This is a genomic window from Mycobacterium sp. 29Ha, from assembly GCF_032883055.1.
In the GTDB taxonomy this organism is placed as follows: Bacteria; Actinomycetota; Actinomycetes; order Mycobacteriales; family Mycobacteriaceae; genus Mycobacterium; species Mycobacterium gallinarum.
Genome location: NZ_JAMQTI010000005.1, coordinates 28,223 through 41,561 on the forward strand (window position 1 = coordinate 28,223; position 13,339 = coordinate 41,561).

General features: G+C 66.6%; 16 protein-coding genes, 1 tRNA gene and 1 pseudogene. 8 read left to right on the forward strand and 10 right to left on the reverse strand.

Going from position 1 to position 13,339, the window contains the following annotated elements:
* Positions 1 to 14: 14 nt before the first annotated feature.
* From M1248_RS07895 to M1248_RS07905, 3 genes are all read left to right on the forward strand, one after another.
* Entirely contained in the window at positions 15 to 668 is a 654-nt protein-coding gene (locus M1248_RS07895) for a GNAT family N-acetyltransferase (RefSeq protein WP_163730599.1), read from the forward strand.
* Between the two features lie 171 nt (positions 669 to 839).
* Positions 840 to 1,871: a gephyrin-like molybdotransferase receptor GlpR gene (gene glpR, locus M1248_RS07900; protein WP_317147998.1), complete on the forward strand. Its 1,032-nt coding sequence runs from the start codon at positions 840 to 842 to the stop codon at positions 1,869 to 1,871.
* 54 nt (positions 1,872 to 1,925) lie between these two features.
* A tRNA-Ala gene (locus M1248_RS07905) sits at positions 1,926 to 1,998 on the forward strand.
* A 22-nt stretch (positions 1,999 to 2,020) separates the two neighbouring features.
* Here the strand turns inward: M1248_RS07905 and M1248_RS07910 are convergent.
* Together M1248_RS07910 and M1248_RS07915 are read right to left on the reverse strand one after the other, a co-directional pair.
* Entirely contained in the window at positions 2,021 to 3,232 is a 1,212-nt protein-coding gene (locus M1248_RS07910) for a thiolase family protein (RefSeq protein WP_317147999.1), read from the reverse strand.
* Between the two features lie 32 nt (positions 3,233 to 3,264).
* Positions 3,265 to 3,663: a Zn-ribbon domain-containing OB-fold protein gene (locus M1248_RS07915; protein WP_317148000.1), complete on the reverse strand. Its 399-nt coding sequence runs from the start codon at positions 3,661 to 3,663 to the stop codon at positions 3,265 to 3,267.
* Positions 3,664 to 3,758: 95 nt separating this feature from the next.
* On the opposite strand from M1248_RS07915, the gene M1248_RS07920 reads away from it, so the two are divergent.
* Together M1248_RS07920 and M1248_RS07925 are read left to right on the forward strand one after the other, a co-directional pair.
* Positions 3,759 to 4,142: a hypothetical protein gene (locus M1248_RS07920; protein ID WP_317148001.1), complete on the forward strand. Its 384-nt coding sequence runs from the start codon at positions 3,759 to 3,761 to the stop codon at positions 4,140 to 4,142.
* Positions 4,143 to 4,216: 74 nt separating this feature from the next.
* Positions 4,217 to 4,651 (forward strand): YkvA family protein, encoded by a 435-nt coding sequence (locus tag M1248_RS07925; RefSeq protein ID WP_317148002.1) that lies wholly within the window; start codon positions 4,217 to 4,219, stop codon positions 4,649 to 4,651.
* On the opposite strand, the gene M1248_RS07930 is transcribed toward M1248_RS07925, so the two are convergent.
* Positions 4,637 to 5,101 carry a DUF742 domain-containing protein gene (locus M1248_RS07930; RefSeq protein ID WP_317148150.1) on the reverse strand — a complete coding sequence of 155 codons (465 nt, stop codon included), beginning with the start codon at positions 5,099 to 5,101 and terminating at the stop codon, positions 4,637 to 4,639. The genes M1248_RS07925 and M1248_RS07930 overlap by 15 nt on opposite strands.
* Positions 5,087 to 5,611: pseudogene (locus tag M1248_RS07935) on the reverse strand (peroxiredoxin); the annotation flags it as partial. The gene M1248_RS07930 and the pseudogene M1248_RS07935, both read right to left, overlap by 15 nt.
* A gap of 107 nt (positions 5,612 to 5,718) precedes the next feature.
* Between M1248_RS07935 and M1248_RS07940 the strand changes: the two are divergent.
* On the forward strand, positions 5,719 to 6,525 hold the full coding sequence (locus M1248_RS07940) for a crotonase/enoyl-CoA hydratase family protein (RefSeq protein ID WP_317148003.1): 807 nt from the start codon (positions 5,719 to 5,721) through the stop codon (positions 6,523 to 6,525).
* Between the two features lie 51 nt (positions 6,526 to 6,576).
* On the opposite strand, the gene trhA is transcribed toward M1248_RS07940, so the two are convergent.
* The 4 genes from trhA to M1248_RS07960 all read right to left on the reverse strand — a co-directional run bounded on the left by trhA (position 6,577) and on the right by M1248_RS07960 (position 10,280).
* Positions 6,577 to 7,353, reverse strand: a complete 777-nt coding sequence (gene trhA, locus M1248_RS07945) for a PAQR family membrane homeostasis protein TrhA (RefSeq protein ID WP_410506640.1) — start codon at positions 7,351 to 7,353, stop codon at positions 6,577 to 6,579.
* 89 nt (positions 7,354 to 7,442) lie between these two features.
* Positions 7,443 to 8,510, reverse strand: coding sequence for a phosphotransferase (locus M1248_RS07950; RefSeq protein WP_317148004.1), 1,068 nt, complete (start codon positions 8,508 to 8,510; stop codon positions 7,443 to 7,445).
* Positions 8,507 to 9,478 (reverse strand): ATP-dependent DNA ligase, encoded by a 972-nt coding sequence (locus M1248_RS07955; RefSeq protein ID WP_317148005.1) that lies wholly within the window; start codon positions 9,476 to 9,478, stop codon positions 8,507 to 8,509. The genes M1248_RS07950 and M1248_RS07955 overlap by 4 nt, the downstream gene beginning before the upstream one ends.
* A 1-nt stretch (position 9,479) precedes the next feature.
* Entirely contained in the window at positions 9,480 to 10,280 is an 801-nt protein-coding gene (locus M1248_RS07960) for an SDR family oxidoreductase (RefSeq protein WP_317148006.1), read from the reverse strand.
* A gap of 115 nt (positions 10,281 to 10,395) precedes the next feature.
* Between M1248_RS07960 and M1248_RS07965 the strand changes: the two genes are divergently transcribed.
* The gene (locus tag M1248_RS07965; RefSeq protein WP_317148007.1) at positions 10,396 to 11,394 is read left to right on the forward strand and encodes a GNAT family N-acetyltransferase; all 999 of its coding nucleotides are present in this window, start codon (positions 10,396 to 10,398) and stop codon (positions 11,392 to 11,394) included.
* A 1-nt stretch (position 11,395) separates the two neighbouring features.
* Positions 11,396 to 12,241, forward strand: a complete 846-nt coding sequence (locus tag M1248_RS07970) for a shikimate 5-dehydrogenase (RefSeq protein ID WP_317148008.1) — start codon at positions 11,396 to 11,398, stop codon at positions 12,239 to 12,241.
* A 3-nt stretch (positions 12,242 to 12,244) separates the two neighbouring features.
* On the opposite strand, the gene M1248_RS07975 is transcribed toward M1248_RS07970, so the two are convergent.
* Together M1248_RS07975 and M1248_RS07980 are read right to left on the reverse strand one after the other, a co-directional pair.
* Entirely contained in the window at positions 12,245 to 12,577 is a 333-nt protein-coding gene (locus tag M1248_RS07975; protein WP_317148009.1) for a hypothetical protein, read from the reverse strand.
* A gap of 10 nt (positions 12,578 to 12,587) precedes the next feature.
* Entirely contained in the window at positions 12,588 to 13,292 is a 705-nt protein-coding gene (locus M1248_RS07980; protein WP_317148010.1) for an LpqN/LpqT family lipoprotein, read from the reverse strand.
* Positions 13,293 to 13,339 lie beyond the last annotated feature (47 nt).

Consider the following 13,339-nt stretch of genomic DNA (forward strand, 5'->3'; position numbering starts at 1 on the left):
CCGGGCAACCCGTCATGAATCTGTGGCGTTCCAGTTCCATACATCCGGGGTGGCCGCAGCCGGCCGGCCCGTTGCGGGTGCCCGCCGGCGTGGTGAGGCTGCGTCCGGTACGGCTACGCGATGGTCCGCAGTGGAGCCGTATCCGGTTGGCCGACCGGGCTCATCTCGAGCCGTGGGAGCCGACCACCGGCCAGGATTGGGAAGTGCGGCACGCCATTACGGCTTGGCCTTCGGTGTGCTCGGGGCTGCGGTCAGAGGCGCGCAAGGGCCGGATGTTGGCGTTTGTGATCGAACTGGACGGGGACTTCGCCGGCCAATTGACCATCGGAAACGTGACGCATGGGGCGCTGCGTTCGGCGTGGATCGGGTACTGGGTGGCCAGCTCGTCGACGGGCGGTGGTGTCGCGACGGCCGCGCTGGCGTTGGGGCTGGACCATTGTTTCAGCGCGGTGCGGTTGCACCGTGTGGAGGCGACGGTGCGCCCCGAGAACGCCGCGAGTCGCGCTGTGCTGGCAAAGGTCGGCTTTCGCGAGGAGGGCTTGCTGCGCCGTTACCTCGAGGTGGACGGCGCATGGCGCGATCATCTGTTGGTGGCGATCACCATCGAGGAGCTCAACGGCTCGGCGGCGTCGACTCTGGTGCGCCAGGGCCACGCGAGCTGGACGTGATGCCTGCGTCGATCTCGCGATGCCGAACCCAGGCCAATCTGTTGCAAAAGTGACACATGTGACTGTTGGTGCTTGTCAGCAGCGAATTACAGGTGTGTAATTGTCTCGGCGCGCCATCCACGGATGCGCAGGTCAGAAGACCTAGCCTTAACGGGGAAAGGAGCCGGCGACATGCCAAGCATCCCCCAATCCCTCCTGTGGATCTCTCTCGTCGTCCTCTGGCTGTTCGTGCTCGTCCCGATGCTGATCAGCAAGCGAGACGCAGTGCGCCGCACCAGCGACGTCGCGCTGGCGACGCGGGTTCTCAACGACAGCCGAGCTCGGCTCCTACGGCGCAAGTCGCCCGCGGCCGGCCATGCCAGCGATCCGGACTGGCGGCCGTCCGAGGAAGACCTCGATGACGACCTCGACGAAGACCGCGACGACGAGGCACAAGAGGCCCCGGCCCGCCGGACGGTCGTGCGGGTTGCCGCCGTCGAAGAGAAGGACGAGGATCCCGGCTACCTCGATGTCGACGTGATCGACGAGGACGCCACCGCGCTACCGGTCGGTGAGTCCGCGCGGGCTGAAACCGACGAGCTGACACTGGATTTCGATGGCGTCGCCGAAGAGGAACCCGTTGCCGAAGAGGCCGGCGAACCGCAGGCCGAGCGCGAACCCGAAGCCGGACCCGCATTGGAGGGTACCGACGACGAGTATGAGTACGTCGCCGATTCCGCCGGTCTGGAGTCGCCGTCGGACAACGACCTCGAGCTGGCCGACTCGCTGAGTGCCGCCCGCAAGCGCCGCTACGAATCGAAGACCGGTGCCGCGGTGAGCGCGCGCAAGTACAAGTTCCGCAAGCGGATGCTGACCGTCATGGCGGTGCTGGTGATCGCGGCGGTCGTGACGGCGTACACCGTCTCGCCGATCATGTGGTGGGTCAGCGCCGTCGTCAGCGCGGTGACACTGTTCTACCTGGGCTACCTGCGACGCCAGACCCGGATCGAGGAGAAGTTGCGGCGCCGTCGCGCGCAGCGCATGGCCCGGTCGCGGCTCGGGGTGGAGAACACCGACGACAGAGAGTTCGACGTCGTGCCGTCACGACTGCGGCGGCCGGGCTCGGTGGTGCTGGAGATCGACGACGAGGACCCGATCTTCGAGCACCTCGATTACGCCCCGTTCGCACGTCACTACGACCTTCCGCGCGCCGCGGGCCAGTAGCCCTGCGGTTTTCGACCCGCGGGCTGCGACTGGTAGCGTGTGCTACCGGTATCAGGGGCTATGGCGCAGTTGGTAGCGCGTCTCGTTCGCATCGAGAAGGTCAGGGGTTCGAATCCCCTTAGCTCCACAACGATTGATCAGCAGCTGCCTCACGCAGCCGATTTCTCCAGGATGTGGACGCCGCAGGCCGAGCCCAGTCCGATCACGTGGGCCAGGCCGACCTTTGCGTTCTCGATCTGCCGGTCGCCGGCCTCGCCACGCAGATGGTGGCAGATCTCCCAGACGTTGGCGATGCCCGTCGCGGCAATGGGATGGCCCTTCGACTCCAGCCCGCCCGACACATTCACTGGGGTCGAGCCGTCGCGCCAGGTGGCGCCGGAATTGAAGAAGTCAGCGGCCCCGCCCTCTTCGCACAGCATCAGGTTGTCGTAGTGCACCAGTTCCGCAGTGGCGAAGCAGTCGTGTAGCTCGACCAGATCGAGATCCTTCGGCCCGACGCCGGCCTGCTCGTAGGCGATGGCAGCTGCCTTGCGCGTCAACGTGTTGACGTTGGGCAGCACCTGGCAGCCCTCCTCATAGGGGTCGGTGGTCAGCACCGAGGCCGACACCTTCACCGCTCGGCGCCGCTGTTCGAGCGACAGCGAAGCCAGCGTCTCGCCGTTGCACACGACCGCGGCCGCGGCACCGTCACAGTTGGCCGAGCACATCGGACGGGTGTTGGGGTACGCGATCATGACGTCGTTCATGATCTGCTCCAGCGTGAACCTCTTCTGGTAGGACGCAAGCGGATTCAGTGTCGAGTGCGCGTGATTCTTCTCGCTGATCTTGGCGAACAACTCGAAGCTGGTGCCGCCGTACTTGTGGCCGTACTCCATGCCGATCTGCGCGAATACGCCAGGCATGGTCTCGGTGCCGATCCGGCCGTCGATCGGCGCGACCGCGCCGTACCGGCCGGCCGGCGTCCAGGTATCGGCGTCCTTCTTCTTCGAACCGCCCCCGCCAAGCAGTCCTGCGCCGGAGAGCTTTTCGACGCCGACGGCCAGACCGTAATCGACTTCGCCGGCCTTCACCGCCATGATGGCGGTCCGCAGCGCCGTCGCACCGGTCGCGCATGCGTTGGCGACGTTGTAGACGGGGATGCCGGTCTGACCGATCTGCTTCTGAAGTTGTTGTCCGATACCGGCACTGGCGTTCATCAGGTTGCCGGCCGCGATCACCCCGATATCCGCCATCGTGACCCCTGCGTCGGCGAGTGCTCCCGTCGCCGCCTCCGCCGCCAGGTCGACGGTGTCCAGGTCGGGGTGCTTGCCGAATTTGGTCATCTGAATGCCGACGATCCACACCTCGTCGCTTGCGCTCATCGTTGAAACTCCTTCGCCAGATGGGGTGCGGGTTAGTCGACGGGCTCGAAGCCGAAGCCAATGGCCTCGGTGCCCTCGGAATCGGTGCCGATCGAATGGGTGGCCAGACGCACCTTCATGCCGTCCCGGACGTGCTCGGCGTCGGGCTCGACGTTGATGAGGTTGGCGCGAACCTGCGTCCCCCCGCAATCGACGACCGCTGCGACGAACGGAACGGGAATACCCGGTGCGGCAAAAGCGACGACCGTAAATGCCCGCACCACGCCCTCGGTCGGGATAGGCACCGTCGTGAAGTCGGTGGCGAAACAGCCGGCGCACGAGTTGCGCCGGTCGAAGAACCGGGCGCCGCAGTTCGCGCATTGCTGCGCGACCAGATGTGGCTCGTCGCCGTCCAGCACCAGGTAATCGACCAAGGGAATCCGTCCGGCCACGCGCACCTCCATCGTCGGTGGCATCGACGTTAGTACTCATGCGCCGGACGCAGATATTGGGATTGGTAGGCAACGTGGCGCGGTTTACTGGCCACATGCACAAAGCCCTTATCGCAGCGTGTGCGACGGCCACGTTTGCCTCCGTCGGCATGAACGTCGCAGCCGTGCTGGCGCCTGCGGCGAACGCAGTACCGTTCTGTTCACCGTCGAACGCGAATACTCCGCCGTGTGCGCCGCCCGAGGGGCCGCCGGGCACCTGCGACGCGAACGGCGTCTGTGGTCAGCTGTGGTGTCCGGGCTCGGGCATGGAGCCGATACCGAACTGGGACATGAACGTCTGCCACACCTTCTATTTCGACCCCAATGCGCCGCTGACCGAACCGGTCATCATCCAGGGGCAGCCGCCCGGCCCGCCGGCGCCACCGCCTCCGCCGTGCATACCGTTCATCAACTGCTTGCCCGGCCTGACACATCCTTAAGCGGTTGCCGAGGCCACTCGCATCACCCACCCGCTAGTAGGTTCGATCGTGGTGAACGATCTGCGGGGGTGTGTGTGACGGGATCCTTCTGGTGGGACCTGATCATCGGCGTTGCCGTAGCACTTGTGCTGTCCTGGCTTGCTCTGGTGATCGCACTGATCGTGGTGCGACCCCGCGCAGGGCTGCTGCGCGAGGCAATTCGCATCCTGCCCGACATGCTTCGCCTCATCCGCCGGCTCGCCGCTGACAAGTCGCTACCCCGCGGCGTCAGGATCCGACTCGCATTGCTGTTGGCCTACTTGGCGATGCCGTTCGACTTGATTCCCGACTTCGTCCCCGTGCTCGGCTACGCGGACGACGCCATCATCGTCACAGCGGTCCTGCGCAGTGTCGTGCGACGAGCCGGAATGGATGCGGTCCGGGCCCACTGGCCCGGCAGCGACGACGGCTTCGCCGCGCTCAGTCGTCTCACCGGTTTGAACGGATCGACCCGCTCAGAGTGCGCGTAGGCCGCGCAGCGTCCTCGTCAACAGTTCGCGCCGTTCCTCGATCGTCATCGAGTCGGCCGGGGTGGCGTTCACCCGCAGATGGCCCTGTATCACCAGATCGCCGACCAGGAACCGCGTCGCACCGAGCGGTAACGAGAGCGCAGCGGCGATCTCGGCGATCGACCGGCTGCGCGCGCAGTATGTCAGGATCTGGCCCCGCACATCGTTTTTCGGCCAGCGCGGCGGCGTGGCCGTGACTGCCGCTTGGACCGGAGCCTCGAGGGGCAGCTCGACATCGGCATCGGTGCGGCCGGCCGTCAGCGCGTATGGCCGGACCAGATTCGGCTCGCGCGCGGCGGCCTCCGGTTCGATGAAGAGATCGCCGAGCGGTCTGGCTTCCGGCGGCGGCTGTTGTGGTGCGGTGTGCGTGCCTCTGGCATGCGGCAGGTGGAGGTTCTGCAAGAACCACAAGGCCTGGTCGGCGTGCACCGATGCGCGCAGTTCGGTGGAGACGACCTTGAGCACGGTGCGATCGGTGCCGATGACGAACGTCGTCCGCCTGACCGGCAGCAGCCGGGCCATCAGGCCCCGGCGCCGAGTGTGCCTGCCGCGTCGGGGAGACGCACCGCGTGTCGCCAGGGACTTCTGCAACTTGGCGAGCCTGCCTCGGCGCACCCCGAACATTTCGGACACAACGCCGTCCACGTCGGACAGCAGCGGATAGTCGAACGAGCGCTGCTGGGCGAAGTGTGCCTGCCTGTCGACGGTGTCGGTGCTGATGCCCACTCGACGGGCACCCACCGCGGCGAATTCGTTGCTCAGGTCCCGAAAATGGCACGCCTGGGCGGTACACATCGGAGAGGACGCCAAGGGATAGAAGAACAGCACGACTGGCCCTTCGGAAAGGAGCCCGGACAGCGTCCGTGGTCGGCCGGTGTGATCCAGCAGCGTGAAGTCAGGCGCCCTGTCGCCTGCGATCATCGGCAAAGACTAGCGCGGGGACGCACCGTGCAATGCGCGTCTGAAGCATTTCGGTGGTGGCGGCAGCTGGCAGATTCGCCTACCCGACCGGTCGGTAGATTGCACGCATGGGCGAAGACAGAGTGCTGGTGCGGACGGCGGCCGAGGGTGTGGCAACGGTGACGATGGTGCGCGCGGACAAGCACAATGCGCTCGACCAAGCCATGTTCGACGCCTTGATCCGGGCGGCCGAGCAGGTGGCGGCCGACCCATCGATTCGTGCGGTGGTCCTGCACGGCGACGGCAAGAGCTTCTGCTCGGGCCTGGACGTCGCCAGCTTCATGTCAGGAGGCGGCAACGGCACGGGCGGTCTACTGGCGCGCGACGCCGATCGGGTGGCCAACGTCGCCCAGCGCGTCACCTACGACTGGTCGCTCGTCCCGGCGCCGGTCATTGCCGCGATCCACGGCAACTGCTTCGGCGGTGGTCTACAGATCGCCCTCGGCGCCGACATCCGGATCGCCGCGCCGGACGCAAAGCTGTCGATCATGGAGATCAAGTGGGGCCTGGTGCCCGACATGGGAATCACGCAGACGCTGCCGAGGCTGCTGCCCATCGATGTCGCCAAGGAGCTGACCTTCACCGGCCGCGTCCTGGCTGGTTCCGATGCCGCCGCACTCGGATTGGTCACCAAGACTGCCGACGATCCGCTGGCGGCGGCGCTGGCGCTCGCCGACGAGATTGCGCAGAAGTCTCCCGATGCGGTGCGCGCGGCGAAGAGGCTTTACAACGAGACATGGGTCAGCAACGACGCGGCGATGGCACTGGGGCGCGAATCCGAGCTGCAGTCTGACCTCATCGGCAAGCCCAATCAGATCGCCGCGGTGATGGCGGGCATGTCAGGGGAGCGGCCGGTTTTCGCCGACCCCGCCTAGCGCGAGCCGCACGAACGCGTACATGAATGCCAGACCGCGGTCATTGCGCGACTAGAGGACGACGAACCAGACTGCGGCATAATGGCTTACGGCTGCGGCCGCAGTGAACGCGTGAAAGAACTCGTGATAGCCGAACGTGTGGGGCCACGGGTTCGGCCAACGAATGGCGTAGAGGATGGCTCCCACGTTGTAGAGGACTCCGCCGAGGACGAGCAGGCCGACGACGATCGGACCACCACCGTCGAGCAGGCTGCCTGCGAACCAGATTGCGACCCAGCCGAGCAGAAGGTAAAGCGGCACTCCCACCCACCGCGGTGCCGATGGCCACCACATCTTGAGTGCCACCCCGCCTGCGGCGCCGGTCCACACAATGGTCAGCACGAGGTTGCCGGTGCTCGGCGGCATCGCCAAAAGCGCGAACGGCGTATAGCTACCGGCGATGAAGATGAAGATCGCCGAATGGTCCAGCCGCTTCATCCATTTGAGAGCTGCCGGGTTGTGCCAGTGATTGCGGTGATAAACGGCGCTGATGCTGAACATCGCGACGACGGTGACGGTGTAGATCAGCGTCGCGAGAATCGCTCTCGGCGATGACTCGATGACCGCTGCGGACACCAGCGCCAAGCCGCCCGCAGTGGCGGTGATTGCGGAGCACAGATGGATCCAGCCGCGGGCGCGTGGCCGTCCGATGAGGTCTGCGACCGTGTCGGCCAGGCCCTGGGGAAGGTCGTCAACGACCGGAGCGCGCGGCCCGCTGATCTCGGCAGATGCCAACGAATCTCTTCGGCCGCGCGTCAGGTGGTGTTCATCGTCGATTAGGGCGTCCAACGCCTCTCCCAGGGTTGCCGAGCCGGATGGCTGGCCATCGCGGAGTGCGACGACGCGGGTCGAGCCTACCCATGGACGATTTCCCGCCGTCAGCGCGTCCCACCGAGTGCAGCGCGTAGCAGGTCCAGCGATGCGAAGTCCCGGACCGCTTCCACCGCCCGGCCGAGGCCCGCCCGCGTCGTCGCTTCGCCCTGCAGGCGCCGGCCGAACGCCGCCGTGACGCCCGCCGCGATGTACCCGGTGAAGGCGAACAGTCGATATGAGTCCCATGCGTCGTCGAAACTGAGCCGCATGGTGCCGTCGCCGTTCAGCGTGTCGACGTAGGTGCGCACGAGTTCGGTGTCGATGGCGCGCCGGATGTCGGAGTCGACGGACGTGGCAGCGAAATACGCCAGGTCTTTGATCGCCGGTCCGCACGAGCTGACCTGCCAGTCGAACAGGACGGGCCGGTCGCCGACGAAGCAGATGTTGCCCAGATGGGTGTCACCGTGCAGGAGCGAGTTCGGGTAGGTGCGCATCAGTGCCGCGATTTCCCAACGGCGCTTGATGAGCATCCTGGCCTCGTCGCGGAACTGCGGCGGCACGATGTCGTCGAAGTCCTTGGGGATCGTGTGCAGCAGATGCCACGAGTGCGGACCGAGCCGGGTGTTGCGCGATCGGGCCGGACCGAGGAACGCGAGATCGCCATCGAAACGTGATGACTGCCAGAACTTCTGATGCACGATCGCGAGCGCGCCGGCGACGGCGAGCGCCTGCTGGGCGCTGGCCCCGGTCGCCAGCGGCGTGAAAACCGCGCCGCGCAAAGCAAGATCCTCCAGGATGACCACGGCGCGGCCCCGGCCGTTGGATGCCGCGCCGTACAGCGCGGGGATCACCTCGGACAGGTCGGCGTGCAGTCGTCGGTATACCTCGGCTTCGTTGTGCGCCAGCGCCATGAACCGGTTGAAGAGGCGCTCGGCGGGCCGGGTGGGGGCCAGTTTGACGAACGCCGTGCTCGGCAGTTGTGCATCACCGGTGATTTCCAGTCGCGCCCGTGTGGCCGTCCCATGGTCGACATCGTGGACGCGCACGGCGGTCACATCGTCGCGCGCCGTCAGCGCCCGGAACATCGTCACATCGATGTCGGCGGGCCGGCGCGGAATCATGTTCTGCTTCAACGTAAGTCGGTGTCCTCGCCGAGTTCTCGGCGCGCTTTCGCCCGGCGCTTGCCTTCGTGCATCGCCGCCACTCTGGCGACGGGAATGGTGCGGCCCTGTTCGATCAGGTCGGCGGGCAGCCGCTGCGGTGCCGGCATCGACTCCTGCCACGATGGCCGGCCGTCGAGCGCGTCGATCGCGGTATGGACGGTGAAGTCGGCGGGGGAGACCGAGTCGAGTTCGGACCACTGGAGCGGAAACGACACCGGCGTGCCGGGGCGCAGCCGCGGGCTGTACGCCGCTGCGACGGTGGCTCCGCCCGCGCGGGTGGCGTCGACGAACACCTTGCCGCCGCGGTCCTCGACGATGAACGCCGTCGTCGCGATGTCTGGATCGAGAGCTTCCGCACGGGCCGCGAGCGCGCGGGTCGCCGCGGCGACGTCGTCGACCGGTGCCGAGTCGTCGATCGGGACGAAGACGTGCACCCCCTTGGCCCCGCTGGTCTTGACCGCGCCGTCGAGCCCGGTGTCGGCCAGTGCCTGATGCACCAAATGCGCGACGGCCACCACCTTCGTGAAGTCGCCATCGGGTGGGTCGAGGTCGAGCACGAGATGTGTTGGGCGATAGATGTTGTCCGCCAGTCCGAGCGTCGGGTGGTACTCCACTGCCCGCTGGTTGGCCAGCCATAGCAGGGTGCGCCAGTCGTTGCACAGCGCGTAGTGCACCTCGCGGTGTGAGGCCTCCGCCCACATCGGTACCGTCCGCACCCAGTCGGGGGTGTACTTGGGCACGTTCTTCTGCATGAACGGTTCGCGCCCGCGCAGGACCCGCAAAACGGTCAGCGGCCGATCGACGAGCCCCGGCAGCATCCGACCGGCGACCGCCGCCAGATAGTCGACGAGGTCGCGTTTGGTGGCCCCGGCATCGGGGGTCAGCGGTTCGTCGAGATTGGAAAGGTCGACGCCGTCGCGATGTTCCTTGGCGGCCACGTCACCCGGCGGCGGTCGTCGAGAGTCCGCCGTCGACCGGGATCACCGCGCCGGTGAGGTAGGCGCCGGCACGGCTGGCGAGAAACACGGCGATGCCCGCCATGTCGTCGTCGCGTCCGATCCGGCGCAACGGCGCCGACGCCGCGATCGAGTCGCCGAACGACTCGAGCGTCGCGGCCATCATCTTGGACGGGAAGGGCCCGGGAGCGACGGCATTGACGGTGATGTGCTGCGGTCCCAGTTCATACGCCAGCATGCGCGTCAGATTGTGCAGCGCCGCCTTGCTGCTGACATACGAATACACCGGGAGCCGGCTCGGGCGAATGCCGTCGATGCTGCCGACGTTGATGATCCGTGCGGGATCTTCTGCCGTCCCGGCCTCGCGGAGCGCGGGGACCAGCGCCTGCACCATCCAGAACGGCGACTTGACGTTGAGATCGAGAACTTTGTCCCAGGCCGAATCGGGGAAGCTCTCCAACGGCTCACCCCACGTCGCGCCCGCGTTGTTGACCAGGATGTCCAACTGCTCGCCGCCCGCGGTGACCTGTTCGGCCAGCCGCAGGCATTCCTCGTGCCGGGACAGGTCGGCCGGGATCGCCTGGACGTCGCCGAGGCCGGACAGCTGTTCGCGGGCCGCTTCGCAGGCGTCGGCCTTGCGCGAGCTGATCACGACACGGGCGCCGGCCTGCACGAGGCCGCGGGCCATCATCAGGCCGATACCTCGCGACCCGCCCGTGACCAGGGCGCGCTTTCCGCTCAGATCGAAGAGCTGGGCATGAGTGCTGAACTGATCATTGCTCATCCTCGAATAGTGCCCTATCGGCTTAGGCATCCCACACAGCGTCACCGCGGCGTTGTCGCGCAAGCGTTGTCGGCGCTCCTTGCTCGTCGAGTCGAGCACCCCGTAGCCTCGTGAGGTGGCCGGCCCGACCGTCGTCCGAGCCGACGAACTCGTCGATCTAGAGGTTTTCGCCGGTTGTTCGACCGCAGCTCTGGCGCCGCTCGCGGCGCAGTTGCAGCCGCTGAATGCGACGCCCGGACAGGTGCTTATGCAACAGGGCGAGCTCGCGGTGTCGTTTTTGCTGATCGGATCCGGCCGCGCCGAAGTCAGCCATGCCGGCGGCGACGGGCACGACACCGTGGCCGAACTTCAGCCCGGCCTCATCGTCGGCGAGATCGCGTTGCTGCGCGACACGCCGCGCAGTGCCACCGTGGTGGCGCTCGATCAACTCTCGGGATGGGTCGGTGACCGGGAAGCGTTCGCGACCATGCTCGAGATCCCGGGCATGGTCGAGAAGCTGGTGCGTACGGCGCGTCAGCGGCTCGCCGCGTTCATCACCCCAATCCCGGTGAAACTGCGCGACGGGTCCGTCTTCTACCTGCGCCCGGTCCTGCCGGGAGACAGCGAACGCACGACGAACGGACCGGTCGAGTTCTCGAGCGAGACGCTGTACCGGCGGTTCCAGTCGCCGCGCACGCCGACGAAGTCTTTGATGACATACCTGTTCGAGGTCGACTATGTGCACCACTTCGTCTGGGTGATGACCGAGGGCGCCGAGGGGCCCGTGGTGGCCGACGCGCGATTCGTGCGTGACGAGGACGACCTGGCGGTCGCGGAGGTGGCGTTCATCGTCGGCGACGACTACCAGGGCCGCGGTATCGGTACGTTCCTGATGGACGCGCTCGTCGTCACCGCGGATTACGTTGGTGTCGAACGCTTTACCGCACGGGTGCTCAGCGACAACCACGCCATGCGGGCGATCCTGGACCGCTACGGCGCCAGCTGGCAGCGCGACGACCTCGGGGTCGTCACCACCGTCGTCGACGTCCCGAACCCGGGCTCGCTACGGCTGCCTGCGTCGCTGGTCAAGAAAATCCGGGGTGCGACGTCGCAGGTGATCAAGGCGGTCGGGTGAGGTGAAGCCCGCGCTGAACGCCGGAGGCCGAAGGCCGACATTGAACAAGGACACCCGTCTGTGTATCTCGCTGGCGGCGCGCCCGAGCAACATCGGGACCAGATTCCACAACTACCTGTACGACCTGCTCGGCCTCGACTTCATCTACAAGGCGTTCACGACGACGGACATCGCCGCGGCGATCGGCGGTGTTCGTGCGTTGGGGATCCGCGGGTGCTCGGTATCGATGCCGTTCAAGCAGGATGTCATCGAACTCGTCGACGACGTCGAGCAGTCCGCGGCGTCCATCAACGCTGTCAACACGATCGTCAACGATGACGGGTATCTGACCGCGTCGAACACCGACTACCTGGCTGTGGCGCGGCTCATCGCCGAACACGGCCTGCAGCCGTCGCAGTCAGTGCTGTTCCGGGGCAGCGGCGGAATGGCGAGTGCCGTCGCGGCGGCCTTCCGGGACAACGGCTTTCACCGGGGCACGCTCGTGGCCCGCAATACCGACACCGGGCGGGCTCTGGCTGAGCGGCTCGACTACGAGTACACGGCCGAAGTGGGCGACCGCACCGCCGACGTCATCGTCAACATCACGCCGGTGGGGATGGCGGGCGGCCCCGAGGAGCACGACCTCGCCTTCGACGCGGAGACCATCGGCGCCGCGCACACCGTGTTCGATGTGGTGGCGTTGCCATCGGAGACCCCGTTGATCAGCGCGGCTCGCGCCGCGGGCATCGCCGTCATCACCGGAGCCGAAGTGATCGCGCTGCAGGCGGCGGAACAGTTCGAGCGGTACACCGGCGTGCGGCCGACCGCCGAACAAATCGCGGCGGCCTCCGCGGTGTCACGTGCCTAGCGGCTACTTTTCCCGCTGCGACTCGGCGTATTCCTCGGGGTGATGCTTCTTCTGGTACGCGCGCAGCGGCCAGAAGAGCACCCACAGCACCGGGTAAACGGTGACGTAGAAGAGCAGATGTATTGCGGCACCGAGTAATACGGCGAACACCCACGCGGGATAGATGATGATCAGGCAGAACTGGATGAACTGCTTGAGCACCACCGGATAACCGTCGGCCATGGACCACAACGTCCGTGGGCTCATCGCACCGAGATACTTTTGAGCCGCCGACGGTTTGGTCTCCGTCTCGATGGGCGGCGCTTCGCCCGAGGGGAGCGGCTGTGGTGTGGTCATGTGCCCGGCCTCAGGGAGTGATCTTGGTCTGCTCGTCGATGGTGACGGTGGCAGCCCCCAGGACGCCGATCTGATCCTCGAGGCCATCGGCGTTGAGTTGCAGGACGTACAGACCGTCCTGGCCCGGGATCACGACGGTTTTCTGCGCGATGGCGCGGGTGACGCCGTTTTTCTCATAGGTGCCGCCGACCTGCATGGCGTCGAAACCGCTCAGCTCGCCGGGGGTTCCGGTGTTCGAGCCCTCGAAACCGGGCAGGTTGTTTATCTCGCCGGGCGCGAACTCGAGGATCTTCTCCGGGTCGACGTTTCCGGTCAGCTTGGAGACCAGCGCCATGATGGACGGCGGATCGCTGGTGAAGGCCGGATCAGTGGAAAGGATTGCGCCGTAAGCCCATTCCGGGGTGCGTGGGCCGGCATCCTCCCAGCCCTCCGGCACGGGCAGGTCGATCGTGGGCGCACCGGGATCCCCGCGCTTGACCGGAGTTTCGGTGATGCCGTTCTCACGGATGTAGTCGACGATGGTCTTTTTTGGTCCCGCGGCCTGGTCCTCGCTGGTGGGCGCGGCCGCCGCGCTGGTCGTCGTGGCCGCTTCGCTGGAAGACGCACTTTCCGTCGCGGACTCGTCGGTCTTGGTGTCCGAGCCGCAACCGGCCAGGCTCAATCCGAGTGCGACGGTCGCGATGGCAATGACGCCGGCCCTCACTGACTTGCTCATTCGGTGTCCTTTCAAAGTCTCGCCGTAGCCTACGGTCGGCCTACCAC